The organism is Halarchaeum grantii (assembly GCF_014647455.2).
GTDB classification, from domain to species: domain Archaea; phylum Halobacteriota; class Halobacteria; order Halobacteriales; family Halobacteriaceae; genus Halarchaeum; species Halarchaeum grantii.
The window spans coordinates 745,965-760,151 of the sequence record NZ_BMPF01000001.1 but is presented as its reverse complement, the minus strand read 5'-3'; the positions used below and the strand labels follow the sequence as shown (position 1 = coordinate 760,151).

Genomic DNA, 14,187 nt, shown 5'->3' with positions numbered 1-14,187 from the left:
GAAAACCGCACGACGGCACGGACGCGAGTGTCCGAGCACGCGACGCGACGGGCTTAACACCGCCCGCGACGACCGATTCGGTATGCGAATCGCCATTCTCGCCCACGAACGGTTCCCGGACGGCGCGAAGACCGCGACCGGCGTCCTCCGCTACGGCCAGCACGACGTCGTCGCCGTCCTCGACCGCGAGCACGACGGTGCGAACGCGAGCGCCCTCCGCCGCGACCTCCCCGAGACGCCCATAGTCGCCTCCTTCAGCGACCTCGACGAACCCGTCGACGCCCTCCTCATCGGCATCTCGCCCATCGGCGGCGGCTTCGACGAGACGTGGCGCCCCGACGTCCGGGCCGCCCTCCGGGCCGGCTGTGACGTCATCTCCGGGCTCCACTACTTCCTCGAGGACGACAGCGAGTTCCGGAGCCTCGCCGAGGAGAACGGCTGCGAGCTCTGGGACGTCCGCCGACCTCCGAGCGACCTCGGCGTCGCGGACGGCGTCGCCGACGAGGTCGAGGCCACCGTCGTCGCGACCGTCGGGACGGACTGCGGCGTCGGGAAGATGACGACGACGCTGGAACTCGTCGAGCGCGCCCGCGAGCGCGGCCACGACGTCGCCTTCGTCCCCACCGGCCAGACCGGTATCATGATCGAGGGGTGGGGCTACCCCATCGACCGTACCATCTCCGACTTCACCGCCGGCGCCGTCGAGGAGATGATCCTCGAACGCGGGAACGACCACGACTACCTCTTCGTCGAGGGGCAGGCGAGCATCGTCCACCCCGCGTACTCGGGCGTCACCGCGGGCATCCTCCACGGCTCGCAGGCCGACGACCTCGTCCTCTGTCACGCGGCGGGTCGCGAGAACTTCCACGGTTTCAGTCAGGCCCTCCCGCCGGTTCCCGAGTTCGTGGACCTCTACGAGTCGATGGCCGCGCCCGTCGGCGGCGGCGAGGTCGTCGCGGGCGCGCTGAACACGAGCACCGTCGCGGACGACGACGAGGCCGCTGCCGCCGTCGAGGCGTACGCGGACGCGCTCGGCCGGCCGGCCGCCGACCCGGTTCGCGAGGGCCCGGACGCCATCCTCGACGCGATCCTGTGAGCCTCACCACCGCGTTCGAGCGCCGCGACCTCCCGCTCGAACACGAGTTCGCCATCGCGCGCGAGTCCGCCGCGGTCGCGGAGACCGTCGTCGTCCGCATCGAGGACGAGGCGGGCGTCACGGGTGTCGGCGCGGCCGCGCCGTCCGCGCACTACGGCGAGACCGTCGCCACCGTCGAGGCCGTCCTCCCCGACCTCCTCGGCGTCGTTGAGGCCGTCGGCGACCCGACGAACCTCCAGCGTATCGAGGCCGAGATGGAGCGCGTCGTCCGCGCGAACCCGGCCGCCCGCGCCGCCGTCAGCATCGCGTGCCACGACTACGCCGCCAAACGCGCCGGGATGCCCCTCTATCGCTACTGGGGGCTCGACCCCGCGCGCACCGTCGCGTCCTCCTTCACCATCGGCCTCGACACGACCGAGCGGATGCGCGCGAAGACCCGCGACGCCGTCGCGGCGGGCTACGACGTCCTGAAGGTGAAGCTCGGCACCGAGCGCGACCGCGAGATCGTCGAGGCCGTCCGCGACGCCGCGCCGGACGCCACCGTCCGCGTGGACGCGAACGAGGCGTGGACGCCCCGCGAGGCCGTCGCGAACACCGAGTGGCTCGCCGCCCTCGACGTCGAGTTCCTCGAACAGCCCGTCCCCGCGGAGAACCCCGACGGGATGCGCTTCGTCCGCGAGCACGGCGCGCTCCCCGTGGCCGCCGACGAGTCCTGCGTGACGCTCGCCGACGTCCCCGAGGTCGCCGACATCGCGGACATCGCGAACGTGAAGCTGATGAAGTGCGGCGGCCCCCGCGAGGCCCGGCGGCTCTTCGCCGCCGCCCGCGCGCACGGCCTCGAGGTGATGCTCGGCTGTATGGTGGAGTCGAACGCCGCCATCGCCGCCGCCCACCACCTCGTTCCGCTCGTCGACTACGCGGACCTCGACGGCTCGCTCCTCCTCGCCGACGACCCCTACGACGGCGTGCCGATGCCCGGGGGAGACATCGACCTCGCGGCCGTCGACCGCGCGGGAACGGGCGCACGACGCGCCGACGCCGGCGATTCGGCGAACGACGCGTAGGCGCCGCCGTCGCGCGCTATCGGCGGACGGACACGCTTATGTGGGCCGTTGGCCGTATCACGCCCCATGAGCGACATCACGGTCACCCTCCCCGACGGCTCGGAACTCGACGCCGAGTCCGGGGAGACGGTCGAGGACATCGCGTACCGAATCGGCGAAGGCCTCGGCCGCGACACCGTCGCCGGCGTCGTCGACGGCGACCTCGTCTCGAAGGAGGACCCCCTCACGGAGGACTGCCGCATCGAGATCGTGACGGACTCCTCAGAGGAGTACGTCGACGTCCTCCGGCACACCGCCGCGCACGTCTTCGCACAGGCCCTCCAGCGCCTCCACCCGGAGGTCCAGCTCACCATCGGCCCGTACACGGACGAGGGCTTCTACTACGACGTCTACGGCGTCGATCTCGACGAGGACGACCTCGCGGAGATCCAAGACGAGGCCGAGGCCATCATCGAGGAGGACCTCGACGTCGAGCGCGTCACGATGGACCGCGAGGACGCCCGCGAGTTCTACGCGGACAACCGGTTCAAGCGCGAGATTCTCGACGAGGAGGCCGCCGGCGAGGACCCCATCTCCTTCTACCGGCAGGGGGAGTTCCAGGACCTCTGTAAGGGCCCGCACGTCGAGTCCACGGGCGAGATCGGCGGCTTCGAGCTCCTCGACATCTCGGCGTCCTACTGGCGCGGCGACGAGGACGAGGAGACGCTCACCCGCGTCTACGGCACCGCGTTCGCCACCGAGGACGAACTCGAGGAGTACCTCGAGATGCGCGCCGAGGCCGAAGAGCGCGACCACCGCAAGATTGCCCGAGAGCTCGACCTCTTCAGCATCCCCGAGCACTCCCCGGGCTGTGCGCACTACCACCCGAACGGGATGGCGATCCGCCGCGAACTCGAGGAGTACGTCCGCGAGCAGAACGACGAACTCGGCTTCGAGGAGGTCCGCACGCCCGAACTGAACAAGGCCGAGCTCTGGAAGCCCACCGGCCACTACGACACGTTCACGGAGAACGGCGAGATGTTCGCGTGGGAGCAGGACGACACCGAGTACGGCCTGAAGCCGATGAACTGCGCGAACCACGCGCACATCTACGACTCGAACACCCACTCCTACCGGGACCTCCCCCTGCGCTTCAGCGAGTTCGGGAACGTCTACCGCAACGAGCAGTCCGGCGAGCTCTCCGGGCTCCTCCGGGTGCGCGGGCTGACGCAGGACGACGGCCACGCCTTCGTCCGCCCCGACCAGATACAGGGCGAGATCCTCGACATCCTCCAGAGCATCGAGGAGATCTACGGCCACTTCGGCCTCGACGTCCTCTACAAGCTCGAGACGCGCGGCGAGGACGCGATGGGCTCCGAAGCCATCTGGGAGCAGGCGACGGACGCGCTCGTCGACGCGCTCCGCGAGGAAGACCTCGACTACGACGTCGAGGAGGGAGAAGCCGCCTTCTACGGCCCGAAGATCGGCATCGACGCCCGCGACGCCCTCGGGCGCGAGTGGACCATCGGCACCGTACAGGTGGACTTCAACATCCCGCGCAATCTCGATTTGACGTACGTCGGCGAGGACAACGAGGAGCACCATCCGGTGATGATTCACCGCGCGCTCCTCGGCTCCTTCGAGCGCTTCATGGGCGTCATCATCGAGCACTTCAACGGGAAGTTCCCGACGTGGATCGCGCCCGAGCAGGTCCGCGTCCTGCCGATCAGCGACGACAACCTCGACTACGCCCGCGAGGTCGCGAACGAGCTCGGCGACTACCGCGTCGAGGTCGAGGACCGCTCGTGGACCATCGGGAAGAAGATTCAGCAGACCCACGAGGACCGCGTCCCCTATATGGTCATCGTCGGGGGCGACGAGGAGGACGCGGGGACGATCTCGGTGCGCGACCGGAAGGAGCGCGAGGCGAACGACGTCTCCCGGAGCGAGTTCCGCGAGCACCTCGAACGCGAGGTCGAGCAGAAACACCTCGAGCCGACCTTCCTCGCCGGCCAGTAAGGGAGAATGGACGAGAGCCGCGGCGTCGCGCTCTCCGTCTCGCTCGCGTGGCTCCTCGGCCCGCTCGCGCTGCTCGCGTGGGCCACCGGTCTGCCGTTCCTGTTGCCGAGTCTCGGGCCGTCCGCGTACGTGCTCGCCACGCGCGTCCGGCCGTGGCGCGACGTCTCCCGCGAGGTCGCGCTCGGGCAGACGGTCGGCGTGGTCGTCGCCTACCTCGCGGTGCGCGCGCTCGTCGGGCCGCTCACCGGGGTGGCGCTCCTCCCGCACACGGTCGCGGGCCTCCGGCAGGTCGCGGCGGTCGTCCTCGCGGTCGTCGCGGCGACGCTCGCGATGAGCGCCCTGGACGCGCGCCACGCGCCGGCCTACGCGACGGTGCTCATCTTCGCGCTCGGCATCCCCGCGCGGGCGCTCGACGTCCTCGTCTTCCTCGGCGGCGTGGCGGTCCTCATCGCGCTCGACGCGCTCCGGATTCGCGGCGCCACATTCGCCGCGCGCGGCCGGTGAGGGCGCGCGCGGCGCCGGCGCGTCACTCCTCGTCGTCGACGCCCGCGTGCTCCCCGCTCGTCGCCTCCGTCTCCCCCCAGTCGAGGCTCCGCGAGCGGTCCGTCTCGCGGAGGATGAACGGACCGATGGAGAGCGTCCGCTTCGTCACCGTCACGATGCGGAGGATGTAGGAGAGCAGGACCGCGAACGGGAGGAGGATGACCACCACCGTGAGCGCCGCCACGAGGAGCGCGAGCCACCCCTGTGCGACGTCGCTCGGGTCGAAGAACAACACCGACCCCACGGCGACCGCGAGCGCCGGGACGGACGCGTAGAGCACCGTCCGCGAGAGGTCCGCGAGCTCCCACTGGAAGTAGAGCGTCTTGAAGTGCTCGCGCGCCGGCCCGAACAGTTCGAGGGCGTCGATGAGCTCGTCGAACGCCGCGCGCGCGTCGTCGGTGAGCGCCGCGTCGTTCTCCGCGCGGATGCGTCGCGCCGCGTAGATCTTCCACGAGTAGTTGTAGTTCAGCGCCGAGAACACCACGTCGAACTCGCCGAACTGCGAGCCCTCGAGGTTCTCCGTCACCGACTCCGCGTTCCCCGCGAGGTTCTCGACGTACGTCTCGACCTGCTCGCTCAACTCGTCGTCGTCGATGCCCGCGACCGCGTCCTCGACCGCCTGCGCGCGCCGCTTCGTCAGCTTCACGAGCGAGCGGAGGAACGCCGAGGGCTGGGCCGGGCTCACCGGCTCGCGGATCACCTCCTCGACGTCCTCGCGGAACGCCATCGCGCCCTCCATGCGCTCGCGCTGGTCGCCCACCGGCCCCTGCTCTTGGGAGAGGACGAGTTGGCTCAGCGTCAACACGAGCGTCACGCCCGTTATCGTGGAGCCGACGAGCGCCTGATAGAGCGTCTCCAGCGGGTCGCCCCGTGTCAGCAGCGTCTTCACGGGTGTCGGATGCAGGAGGCCCGCCGCGACGACCGCGACGAACACCGACCCGAGGAGCAGGCCCGCGACCAGCCGGCGGTCCGCGTCCAACAGCAGCCAGAACTTCCGGCTGTTCTCCGGCACCCGCTCGCGCATCGTGTCGTCCGGCTCGGCGCCCCCGTCTCCCCCAGACATGGTGTCGAACGGCGTGCCGCCGCGTCAATAGCGTGGCGGCTCTACGACGTCTCGTCCGCGTCCGCCTCCTCCTCGCGCAGCTCCTCGAGCTCCGCCTCCACCGCCGCCTCGTCGACGTCCGCCTCGACGGCCTCCTCGGCCTCCGCCTCGTCCGCGCTCGCCTCGCTCGCCGTCTCCGAGCGCTTCGACGACTGCCCGGACTCCGAGCGCAGCGTCTCCAGTTCGGCTTCGACCTCGCGGTTCGACCGCCCCTGCGAGAGCTCGCGGTCGATCGCGTCCTCGTCGCTGAGCTGGTCCTCGAGGACGCCCCGGTCGGTGAGCTCGTCCATCGCCGCCGCGCGCGCCTCCATGTCGTCCGTGCGCTCCTCCGCGCGCTCGATGGCGCGCCCGACGTCCGCCATCTCGTCGCCGACGCCGGTCATCGCCTCGGAGACGCGCGTCTGCGCTTCGGCCGCCTCGTAGCGCGCCTTCATCGTCTCCTTCTTCGTGCGGAAGCGCTCGATGCGGTCCTGGAGCTGGCCCTTCTTCTCCTCCAGGTCGTGCTGGGTGGACTCGAGGGAGGCGATCTGCTCCTCCATCTCCTCGATCTGGTCGAGCTTCTGCTGTTTCTTCTCGAGGGCGCGTCGCGCCAAGTCCTCGCGGTCCTGCCGCATCGCCTCGCGCGCCTGCTCGTTGTGCTTCTCGACGTTCTTCTCGAGGCGCTCGCGCTGGACTTCGAGGCGTTTCTTCTGCGCGACGAGGTCGGCGAGGCCGCGCTCGACGTCCTTCAGCTCGTCACGCATCTGCTCGTAGGAGTAGTCGAGCGTCTCCGTCGGGTCCTCCGCCCGGTTCAGGAGGGCGTTGAACTTCGACCGGAGGACGTAGGAGGCCCGCGAGAGTAGTCCCATATCTCGACCCAAGTGGTTCGAGGGTTAAAGTTCTCCCCCGACCGAGTGGTGCGTATGCGACGGGAGACGGTGCTGGTTCCGGGTGCGCGGCGCGTCGAGGCGACGCTCGACGCACCCGACGACGCCGACGAGGGGGACGCGGGCGACCGCGTCCGCGCCTGCGTCGTCGCGTGCCCGCCACACCCCGAGGCAGGCGGCAGCCGTAGCGACCGGCGCCTCACCGCGGTGAGCGACGCCCTGACCGAGCGCGGCGTCGCCTGCCTCCGCCTCGACTACGGCGCGTGGGACGGGGGTCACGGCGAGCGCGAGGACGTCCGCAACGCCCTCCGGTGGGCGAGCGAGCGCGACGCGTCCGTGGGGCTCTTCGGCTACAGCTTCGGCGCCGGTATCGCCGCGCTCGCCGCCGCCGACGTCGAGGTCGCGGTGGGCGCGCTCGCGCTCCTCGCGCCCGACGACGCGGTCGGTGACGGCCTGTACGCGGCGCGCGCCGTCCGCGACCTCGACGCGTCGCTTCCGGTTCACGCGGCCTACGGCGAGCGCGACGAGCGCGCGGACTGGCGGCCGGTCGTCGACGCCGTCCGCGAACGCGGGGGTGCCGTCGAGGCGCTCGATGCCGCCCACGCCCTCCTCGGGCGGCGGGCGACGACGGCGGCCGACGCCATCGCGGCGTTCTTCGACCGCGAACTCAGGGCGTGAGGACCGCGCGGAACCGCACGTCGCTCTCCAGCATGCGCTCGTAAGCCTCGCCCGCGTCCGCGAGGTCGAACGTCTCGATCTCCGGCGTCACGTCGCGGAGCGCGCTGAACTCGAGGGTGTCCTGCGAGTCGCGCGCCGTCCCCGACGCCCACCCGGAGACCGACCCGCGTACGCCGACGAGCGCGCCGACGTTCACGTCGACCGGCTCGGCCGGGATGCCGACGGCGAGCACCTCGCCGTCCGTCCCGAGGCCGCCGACCACCGACTCGATGGCCGCGCTCGAGGGCGCGGTGGCGAGCACGACCTTCGCGCCGCCGAGTCGCTGGAGCGCCTCCGCCGGCTCCTCGGCCTCCGTGTCGACGTAGTGGTCGGCGCCGAACTCGCGGGCCTGCGTCTCCTTCGCCGTGCCGCGCGAGAGCGCGACGACCTCGAAGCCCGCTGCGGCGGCGTACTGGATACCCAGATGGCCGAGGCCGCCGACGCCCTGCACCGCGACGAGGTCGCCGGGTCGGGCGTCGCTGTTGCGCAGCGCGTTGAACGTCGTGATGCCCGCGCAGAGGAGCGGCGCGGCGTCCGCCGCGTCGAGCGCGTCCGGGACGGCCGCGAGCGCCTCGTGGGGCGCGACCGTGTACTCGGCGTAGCCCCCGTCGAAGTCGATGCCGGTGACCTCGGCGTTCTCGCAGTTGATGAAGTCGCCGCGACGGCAGGCGTCGCAGGTGAAGCAGTGGCCGCCGTGCCAGCCGACGCCGACGCGGTCGCCCGCCTCCCACTCGGTGACGTCGTCGCCGACGGCGTCGACGCGCCCGACGACCTCGTGGCCGGGAACCCGGGGGTACTCGATGCGGGGGTAGACCCCCTCCTTCGTCATCTCGTCGCTGTGACAGACCCCGCAGGCCTCCACGTCGATTCGGACCTCTTCGGGGCCGGGTTCGGGGATCGGTTTCTCGACGGTCTCGAACTCGGCGCCCGCCTCCGGGACCTCGACCGCGCGCATCGTGTCGGACATACGTGAGGGGTCGGGCGGGCCGCTGTTAGTGTTGGGGCTACGGGCACTCCGGGCCGGCTTCGCTGGACGAACGTCCGGCCGTCGCGCCTCGACGTGTCGTGCCAGCGTCCCGCACGCGCGTGGCGCTCCGAAACCGTTTTCATCGTTTCGTCCGGAGACGCAGTATGCCGCAGGAGACCGGATACGACCCCGATCTGGGGAACAAGTTCGTCTTCGTCACCGGCGGCGTGATGTCCGGCCTCGGGAAGGGCATCACCGCCGCGAGCCTCGGTCGCCTCCTCACGAACGCGGGCTTCGACGTCACCGCCGTCAAAGTCGACCCGTACCTCAACGTGGACGCGGGCACCATGAACCCCTACCAGCACGGCGAGGTGTACGTGTTGAAGGACGGTGGCGAGGTCGACCTCGACCTCGGGAACTACGAGCGCTTCCTCGACGTCGACATGACCTCCGACCACAACGTCACGACCGGGAAGGTCTATCAGGAGGTCATCGAGCGCGAGCGCGCCGGCGACTACCTCGGGAAGACCGTACAGGTCATCCCGCACGTCACCGACGACATCAAGCGCCGCATCCGCGAGGCCGCTCGCGGCACCGACGTCTGCATCGTCGAGATCGGCGGGACCGTCGGCGACATCGAGGGGATGCCCTACCTCGAGGCTCTCCGGCAGTTCAGCCACGAGCAGGACGAGGAGGACCTCCTCTTCACGCACGTCACGCTCGTCCCCGACTCGAAGAACGGCGAGCAGAAGACGAAGCCCACCCAGCACTCCGTGAAGGAACTCCGGAGTATCGGCCTCCAGCCGGACATCCTCGTCGGGCGCAACCCCGAGAAGCTCGCGGACGACGTCCGCGAGAAGATCGCGCTCTTCTGTGACGTCCCCACCGAGGCCGTCTTCTCCAACCCCGACGTCGAGGACATCTACCACGTCCCGCTCGTCCTCGAGGACGAGGGGCTCGACGAGCACGTCATGGAGCGCCTCGGCATCGCCGAGGACGCCATCGCGCCCGCCGAGCGCTCGACGGAGTGGCGCGACATCGTCACCCGCGACACGCAGGTCGAAGTCGACATCGCCCTCGTGGGGAAGTACGCCCTCGAGGACGCCTACATCAGCATCCACGAGGCGCTCAAGCACGCCGGCCTCCAGCGACAGGTCGACGTGAACGTCCACTGGGTGGACGCCGACGAGATGACGGACACCCACGAGGAGCGCCTGCGTGAGGCCGACGGCGTCGTCGTCCCCGGCGGCTTCGGCGCGCGCGGCACCGCCGGGAAGCTCGAGGCGGTCCGCTACGCCCGCGAGAACGGCGTCCCCTTCCTCGGTCTCTGTCTCGGCTTCCAGCTCGCCGTCGTCGAGCACGCCCGCAACGTCGTCGGTCTCGAGGGCGCGCACTCCGCCGAAATCGACCAGGACACCCCCCACCCCGTCATCGACCTCCTGCCCGAGCAGTACGACCTCGAGGACCTCGGCGGGACGATGCGCCTCGGCGCGCACGTCACCGAGATCGACGAGGGAACGCTCGCCGAGGACGTCTACGGCGGCACCGAGTGCACGGAGCGCCACCGCCACCGCTACGAGGTCAACCCCGAGTACATCGAGCGCCTCACCGAGGACGGCCTCACCTTCAGCGGGCACGCCGGCAACCGCATGGAGATCGTCGAGCGCGAGGACCACCCCTACTTCCTCGGGACGCAGTTCCACCCCGAGTTCCGCTCGCGGCCCAGCCGAGCGAGTCCGCCGTTCGTCGGCCTCCTCGACGCCGTCATCGAGCGTGCCGACGTCGCCGTCGAACAGGAGGTGACGAACTGATGGTGGACGTCGAGTCGTTCGTCGCCGACGCGAAAGACGAGATCAGCGAGGAGCTCGGCGACAGCACGGCCATCATTGCGCTCTCCGGCGGCGTCGACTCCTCGACGGCGGCCGCGCTCGCCTACGAGGCCGTCGGCGAGCAGCTCGTCCCCGTCTACGTCGACACCGGCCTCATGCGCGAGGGCGAGACCGAGGAGATCGAGGAGGTCTTCGGCTACATGGAGCGCCTGCGCGTCGTCGACGCCTCCGACAGGTACTTCGAGAAACTCGAGGGCGTCACCGACCCCGAGGAGAAACGCCACGTCATCGGCGAGCAGTTCATCCGGGAGTTCGAGACCGTCGCGAACGAGGTCGACGCCGACTACCTCGTGCAGGGCACCATCTACCCCGACCGCATCGAGAGCGAGGGGAACATCAAGAGCCACCACAACGTCGGCGGCCTCCCCGACGTCGTCGACTTCGACGGCCTCATCGAACCCCTCCGCGACCTCTACAAGGACGAGGTCCGGGCGGTCGCGCGTCACCTCGGCCTCGAGGAAGTGATCAGCGAGCGGATGCCCTTCCCCGGTCCCGGCCTCGCCGTCCGCGTCGTCGGCGAAGTCACCCCCGAGAAGGTGCGCGTCGCCCGCGAGGCGACCGCCATCGTCGAGGACGAACTCGAGGAGTACGACCCGTGGCAGGCGTTCGCCGCCGTCCTCGGCCGCGCGACGGGCGTGAAGGGCGACAACCGCGTCCACGGCCACGTCGTCGCCGTCCGCTCCGTCGAGAGCCGCGACGGCATGACGGCGCGCGCCCAAGAACTCGACTGGGAGACCCTCCAGCGCCTCCAGAGCCGGATCACCGGCACCGTCGAGGACTGTTCGCGCGTCGTCTACGACGTCACCCACAAGCCGCCGGCGACCATCGAGTACGAGTAAGCACCGTCTTTTCGCTCGTCGGGCTTCCACGGACCTCCGGCCTGGTCCGGGACGCCGAGGCCGTCTCGTCATCACGAGACGGAAAAGCCGTTTCGAACGACTGCGGGACTCACTCCTCGCACAAACACGCTCCGCGCTCGCGGTCGGCACGGTTCGGGTTCCGCCACCACGTCCGCTATCGCATCCGCCGCCACGTCTTTCTTTTCGCCCCGCGACGACGACCGTATGGACTGCTACGACGACGTCGACACCGACGCCGCCGACGGCGAAGTCGTCACGACCGAACTCCACTACTCGCCCGACGTGCTCGTGAAGGCGTTCGCGCTCGGACCCGGCGCGGCGGTCGAGCCCCACGAGCACCCCGAGCAGACGAACGTCTTCCACGTCCTCGAGGGAGACCTCGTCGTCGTCGCGGACGGCGAGCCGGAGCGCGTCGGTGCGCCCGCCGTCGTCCCCTTCGAGCGCGGCGTCCCGCACGGCGCGCGCAACGAGAGCGACGAGACCGCGGTGTTCACCGCGACGATGGGGCCGATGGAGTGAGGCGGGCCCCTCACGGACGGCTACGTCGTCCGCGGCCGCCGCGAGTGAACGCCCGCACCGCGTACTCGCCACCTTCTTAGGCGCTCGCACCCACCGCCACGTATGAACGTCATCATCGTCGGCCCGGACCGCGGCCTCGGCGCCGCGCTCGAAGCGCGCGGCGCGACCGTCACCCGTCTCGAGGGCGTCGCGTCCGGCGAGCGCCTCCGCGAGGTCGGCATCGAGACGGCCGACCTCCTCGTCGTCACCGACGTCAGCGAAGCCACCGCGATTCCCGTCTCGCTCGAACTGAACGACGACCTCAAGACCGTCGTCTACGCCGAGGACTCCGTGCCCGAGTTCGTGCGCGGGAACCTCGACTTCGCCGTCCACCCGGACGTCCTCCCCGTCGAGGCCGTCGCCGAAGAACTCGCCCCGACCGCCGAGTGATGCCGTCGCTCCCGCGCCCACCCGTCCCTCTCCCGACGCCGTCCGGTCCGCGAGCGCTCCTCGCGCGCCTCCGGCCGTCCCGCGGGAGCGTGGACCTCGCGCTCGCCTGTGGCGCGCTCGGGACGGGGGTCGGCGTCGTGCTCGCGGGCTCGTACGCCGCCGCGGACGCCGTCCTGCCGCTCGCGTTGCTCTCGGGCGCGCTCGACGGCGTCCGCGAATCGCTCACTCCCTGAAGGAGTCGAGCGGCACCGCGATGGGGCGCGCGGCCTCCTCGGGCGAGCCGTTCACGTCCGCCGCGTACGGGCTGACGTGCTCCCAGCACGCGAACGTCGACACGCGCCCCGCCTCGTAGAGGTAGAAGTCGGCGCTCGCGGGACAGACCGAACAGGTCGGTTCGCCCTCGCAGGCGTCCAGCGCCCGGTCGCGGACGGCGCGCGCGGCGGCGTCCGGTCCCTCGGCGCCGTCACCGCCCGTCCCGTCACCCGGGGGCATACCACGCGATTCGTCGCCCGCCCGGATAAACTATCTCCCCGAATCGAGTTCGCCCAAGACCGGTATCTCCTCGCGCTCGGCCTCGCTCACGGCGTCCCAGTCCACGCCGTCGGGCCGGTCGTACGGCGTCTCCGTTTCGACCACGCGCTCGGGCGTCACGACGAGGTCCATGGGGACGTCGTGGTCGGCGACCGGCCACGTCGCCGCCTCGAACACCTGCACCTCGTGGACGGTCGTCGCGACGGTCGTCGCCGCGTCGCTCGCGGGTTCCCCGCCACCGCTCGCCGCTCGGTGGGCGCTCCCGGGAGTCGGCCCCACCAGCCCGAGGTCGGTGAGTATCGCGAACTCGAAGTCGCTGAACCCCTCGCCCTTCCCGACGCGCGCGCCGTCCTCGCTCACCGCGACGCTCCCGGAGAGCACGAGGTCGACGTGCCCGAGCGCCTCCGGGCGGACGGCCTCCGCGTACTCCTCGACGTTCGAGAGCGCGGGCGCGCGGTCGTACTCCTCGGAGTCGATGCGCGCGGGGTCGAGTTCGAGGAAGCACTCCGGGTCGCGCAGGCGCGGCACCGCCATGTAGAGCGTCTTCCCGTCGTGGAGCGCGCGCCGACGCGCCGGCAACTGTGGCGCGTCCGGGTTCGCCTTCACGGCGTCCGCGTCGCGCCACGCCGCCGTCTCCGCGAGGCGCTCGGCGGCCTCGCGCGCCCCGTCGAAGTTCGGGATGCGGCCGTGGGGCGGGAACGGGAAGCGCGCGAGGCCTTCCTCATCGAGCGCGTCCCAGACGCCCTCGCGGACGTCGTCCTTCGACGTCACGGCGCGTCCTCCCCCTCGCTCCCCTCGTCGCTCGCACCCTCGTCATCGGCCGTCTCGTCTCCCGCGCCGTCCTCGCCGGTCGCCGCGTCCGCATCCGCCGGGCCGTCGGCGCGCTCGTGCTCGGGACGTGTCGCGAGCCCGACGAGGTGGGCGATCTCGGGCAGAATCACCTCCGAGACGCCGAGGCGGACGGCGCTCTCGCTCCCCGGGAGGCAGAAGATCGGCACGCCGCTCGCGACGCCCGCCTCCGCGCGCGTCCCGACGATACGCGTCCCGATCTCCTCGTAGGAGAGCCGGCGGAAGAGCTCGCCGAACCCGGGGAGGCGCTTGTCGCAGAGCGGCCGCACCGCCTCGACGGTGACGTCGTCCGGCGTCACGCCCGTCCCGCCGGTCGTCACGATCGCGTCGACGTCGTCCTGTCGGGCGACGCGGTCGACGACGCCCTGCACGCGGTCGTAGTCGTCCGGGACGACGTCGCGCGACACCACCTCGTGGCCGCCCTCGTCGAGCAGGGAGAGTATCGCGTCCCCGCTCGGGTCGTCGTCCTCGCTCCGGGAGGAGGAGACGGTCACGACGCCGAACGCCACCGTCTCGACGTCGTGCGCGTGGTGGTCGTGCCCGTCCGCCCCGTGCTCGTGGCTCGCGTCGTCCGCGTCGGCTCCCGATTCGCCGTGGCCCGACCCGTCGCGACCGGATTCGCCCTGTCCCCCCTCACCGGCGTGCTCGTCCGCGCCGCCCGCCGTGTCGGCGTCTCCCTCGTCGGCGTCCGCCTCGTCGTCGCCGGCGAGTCGGCTGTCGCGGGACTGGAAGTCGACCATATCCGTGGTGGCGTCGC

The 14,187-nt window shown here is 71.2% G+C and carries 16 protein-coding genes; 10 read left to right on the top strand and 6 right to left on the bottom strand.

Features of this window, described 5'->3' with window-relative positions; genetic code table 11:
• Nucleotides 1-82: 82 nt before the first annotated feature.
• From IEY12_RS04125 to IEY12_RS04110, 4 genes are all read left to right on the top strand, one after another.
• A complete protein-coding gene (locus IEY12_RS04125) occupies nucleotides 83-1,096 on the top strand; it encodes an N-acetyltransferase DgcN family protein (RefSeq protein ID WP_188879354.1) in 1,014 nt (337 codons plus the stop codon).
• On the top strand, nucleotides 1,093-2,160 hold the full coding sequence (locus tag IEY12_RS04120; protein WP_188879353.1) for a dipeptide epimerase: 1,068 nt from the start codon (nucleotides 1,093-1,095) through the stop codon (nucleotides 2,158-2,160). The genes IEY12_RS04125 and IEY12_RS04120 overlap by 4 nt, the downstream gene beginning before the upstream one ends.
• A 66-nt stretch (nucleotides 2,161-2,226) precedes the next feature.
• Nucleotides 2,227-4,158, top strand: coding sequence for a threonine--tRNA ligase (gene thrS, locus IEY12_RS04115; RefSeq protein ID WP_188879351.1), 1,932 nt, complete (start codon nucleotides 2,227-2,229; stop codon nucleotides 4,156-4,158).
• Nucleotides 4,159-4,164: 6 nt separating this feature from the next.
• Nucleotides 4,165-4,662, top strand: a complete 498-nt coding sequence (locus tag IEY12_RS04110) for an HPP family protein (protein WP_188879349.1) — start codon at nucleotides 4,165-4,167, stop codon at nucleotides 4,660-4,662.
• A 22-nt stretch (nucleotides 4,663-4,684) separates the two neighbouring features.
• On the opposite strand, the gene IEY12_RS04105 is transcribed toward IEY12_RS04110, so the two are convergent.
• Nucleotides 4,685-5,764 carry a DUF7972 family membrane protein gene (locus tag IEY12_RS04105; RefSeq protein ID WP_188879347.1) on the bottom strand — a complete coding sequence of 360 codons (1,080 nt, stop codon included), beginning with the start codon at nucleotides 5,762-5,764 and terminating at the stop codon, nucleotides 4,685-4,687.
• Between the two features lie 41 nt (nucleotides 5,765-5,805).
• A complete protein-coding gene (locus tag IEY12_RS04100; RefSeq protein ID WP_188879344.1) occupies nucleotides 5,806-6,651 on the bottom strand; it encodes a PspA/IM30 family protein in 846 nt (281 codons plus the stop codon).
• Between the two features lie 54 nt (nucleotides 6,652-6,705).
• Here IEY12_RS04100 and IEY12_RS04095 point away from each other — a divergent pair, with 54 nt between their 5' ends.
• Entirely contained in the window at nucleotides 6,706-7,347 is a 642-nt protein-coding gene (locus IEY12_RS04095) for an alpha/beta hydrolase (protein WP_188879338.1), read from the top strand.
• On the opposite strand, the gene IEY12_RS04090 is transcribed toward IEY12_RS04095, so the two are convergent.
• Nucleotides 7,337-8,341, bottom strand: a complete 1,005-nt coding sequence (locus IEY12_RS04090) for an alcohol dehydrogenase (RefSeq protein ID WP_188880351.1) — start codon at nucleotides 8,339-8,341, stop codon at nucleotides 7,337-7,339. The genes IEY12_RS04095 and IEY12_RS04090 overlap by 11 nt on opposite strands.
• 176 nt (nucleotides 8,342-8,517) lie before the next feature.
• Between IEY12_RS04090 and IEY12_RS04085 the strand changes: the two genes are divergently transcribed.
• From IEY12_RS04085 to IEY12_RS04065, 5 genes are all read left to right on the top strand, one after another.
• Nucleotides 8,518-10,164, top strand: a complete 1,647-nt coding sequence (locus tag IEY12_RS04085; protein ID WP_188879336.1) for a CTP synthase — start codon at nucleotides 8,518-8,520, stop codon at nucleotides 10,162-10,164.
• Nucleotides 10,164-11,081, top strand: coding sequence for a glutamine-hydrolyzing GMP synthase (gene guaA, locus IEY12_RS04080; RefSeq protein WP_188879328.1), 918 nt, complete (start codon nucleotides 10,164-10,166; stop codon nucleotides 11,079-11,081). Before IEY12_RS04085 ends, guaA begins: the two co-directional genes overlap by 1 nt.
• Nucleotides 11,082-11,306: 225 nt before the next feature.
• On the top strand, nucleotides 11,307-11,621 hold the full coding sequence (locus IEY12_RS04075) for a cupin domain-containing protein (protein WP_188879326.1): 315 nt from the start codon (nucleotides 11,307-11,309) through the stop codon (nucleotides 11,619-11,621).
• Nucleotides 11,622-11,723: 102 nt separating this feature from the next.
• A complete protein-coding gene (locus IEY12_RS04070; protein WP_188879320.1) occupies nucleotides 11,724-12,050 on the top strand; it encodes a DUF7126 family protein in 327 nt (108 codons plus the stop codon).
• On the top strand, nucleotides 12,050-12,283 hold the full coding sequence (locus tag IEY12_RS04065) for a hypothetical protein (RefSeq protein ID WP_188879303.1): 234 nt from the start codon (nucleotides 12,050-12,052) through the stop codon (nucleotides 12,281-12,283). The genes IEY12_RS04070 and IEY12_RS04065 overlap by 1 nt, the downstream gene beginning before the upstream one ends.
• On the opposite strand, the gene IEY12_RS04060 is transcribed toward IEY12_RS04065, so the two are convergent.
• From IEY12_RS04060 to IEY12_RS04050, 3 genes are read right to left on the bottom strand one after another with little or no spacing between them, the layout of a single operon-like run.
• Nucleotides 12,273-12,542 carry a hypothetical protein gene (locus IEY12_RS04060; RefSeq protein ID WP_229870905.1) on the bottom strand — a complete coding sequence of 90 codons (270 nt, stop codon included), beginning with the start codon at nucleotides 12,540-12,542 and terminating at the stop codon, nucleotides 12,273-12,275. The two genes, IEY12_RS04065 and IEY12_RS04060, sit on opposite strands and share 11 nt — an antisense overlap.
• A gap of 30 nt (nucleotides 12,543-12,572) precedes the next feature.
• The gene (locus IEY12_RS04055; protein ID WP_188879299.1) at nucleotides 12,573-13,352 is read right to left on the bottom strand and encodes a 5-formyltetrahydrofolate cyclo-ligase; all 780 of its coding nucleotides are present in this window, start codon (nucleotides 13,350-13,352) and stop codon (nucleotides 12,573-12,575) included.
• Entirely contained in the window at nucleotides 13,349-14,170 is an 822-nt protein-coding gene (locus IEY12_RS04050; protein ID WP_188879297.1) for a MogA/MoaB family molybdenum cofactor biosynthesis protein, read from the bottom strand. The genes IEY12_RS04055 and IEY12_RS04050 overlap by 4 nt, the downstream gene beginning before the upstream one ends.
• Between the last annotated feature and the right edge of the window lie 17 nt (nucleotides 14,171-14,187).

Coding starts and splice junctions, on each gene's coding strand:
- IEY12_RS04125 (WP_188879354.1), top strand. CDS start 83: ATGCGAATCGCCATTCTCGCCCACGAACGGTTCCCGGACGGCGCGAAG.
- thrS (WP_188879351.1), top strand. CDS start 2,227: ATGAGCGACATCACGGTCACCCTCCCCGACGGCTCGGAACTCGACGCC.
- IEY12_RS04110 (WP_188879349.1), top strand. CDS start 4,165: ATGGACGAGAGCCGCGGCGTCGCGCTCTCCGTCTCGCTCGCGTGGCTC.
- IEY12_RS04105 (WP_188879347.1), bottom strand. CDS start 5,764: ATGTCTGGGGGAGACGGGGGCGCCGAGCCGGACGACACGATGCGCGAG.
- IEY12_RS04100 (WP_188879344.1), bottom strand. CDS start 6,651: ATGGGACTACTCTCGCGGGCCTCCTACGTCCTCCGGTCGAAGTTCAAC.
- IEY12_RS04095 (WP_188879338.1), top strand. CDS start 6,706: ATGCGACGGGAGACGGTGCTGGTTCCGGGTGCGCGGCGCGTCGAGGCG.
- IEY12_RS04090 (WP_188880351.1), bottom strand. CDS start 8,341: ATGCGCGCGGTCGAGGTCCCGGAGGCGGGCGCCGAGTTCGAGACCGTC.
- IEY12_RS04085 (WP_188879336.1), top strand. CDS start 8,518: ATGCCGCAGGAGACCGGATACGACCCCGATCTGGGGAACAAGTTCGTC.
- guaA (WP_188879328.1), top strand. CDS start 10,164: ATGGTGGACGTCGAGTCGTTCGTCGCCGACGCGAAAGACGAGATCAGC.
- IEY12_RS04075 (WP_188879326.1), top strand. CDS start 11,307: ATGGACTGCTACGACGACGTCGACACCGACGCCGCCGACGGCGAAGTC.
- IEY12_RS04070 (WP_188879320.1), top strand. CDS start 11,724: ATGAACGTCATCATCGTCGGCCCGGACCGCGGCCTCGGCGCCGCGCTC.
- IEY12_RS04065 (WP_188879303.1), top strand. CDS start 12,050: ATGCCGTCGCTCCCGCGCCCACCCGTCCCTCTCCCGACGCCGTCCGGT.
- IEY12_RS04060 (WP_229870905.1), bottom strand. CDS start 12,542: ATGCCCCCGGGTGACGGGACGGGCGGTGACGGCGCCGAGGGACCGGAC.
- IEY12_RS04050 (WP_188879297.1), bottom strand. CDS start 14,170: ATGGTCGACTTCCAGTCCCGCGACAGCCGACTCGCCGGCGACGACGAG.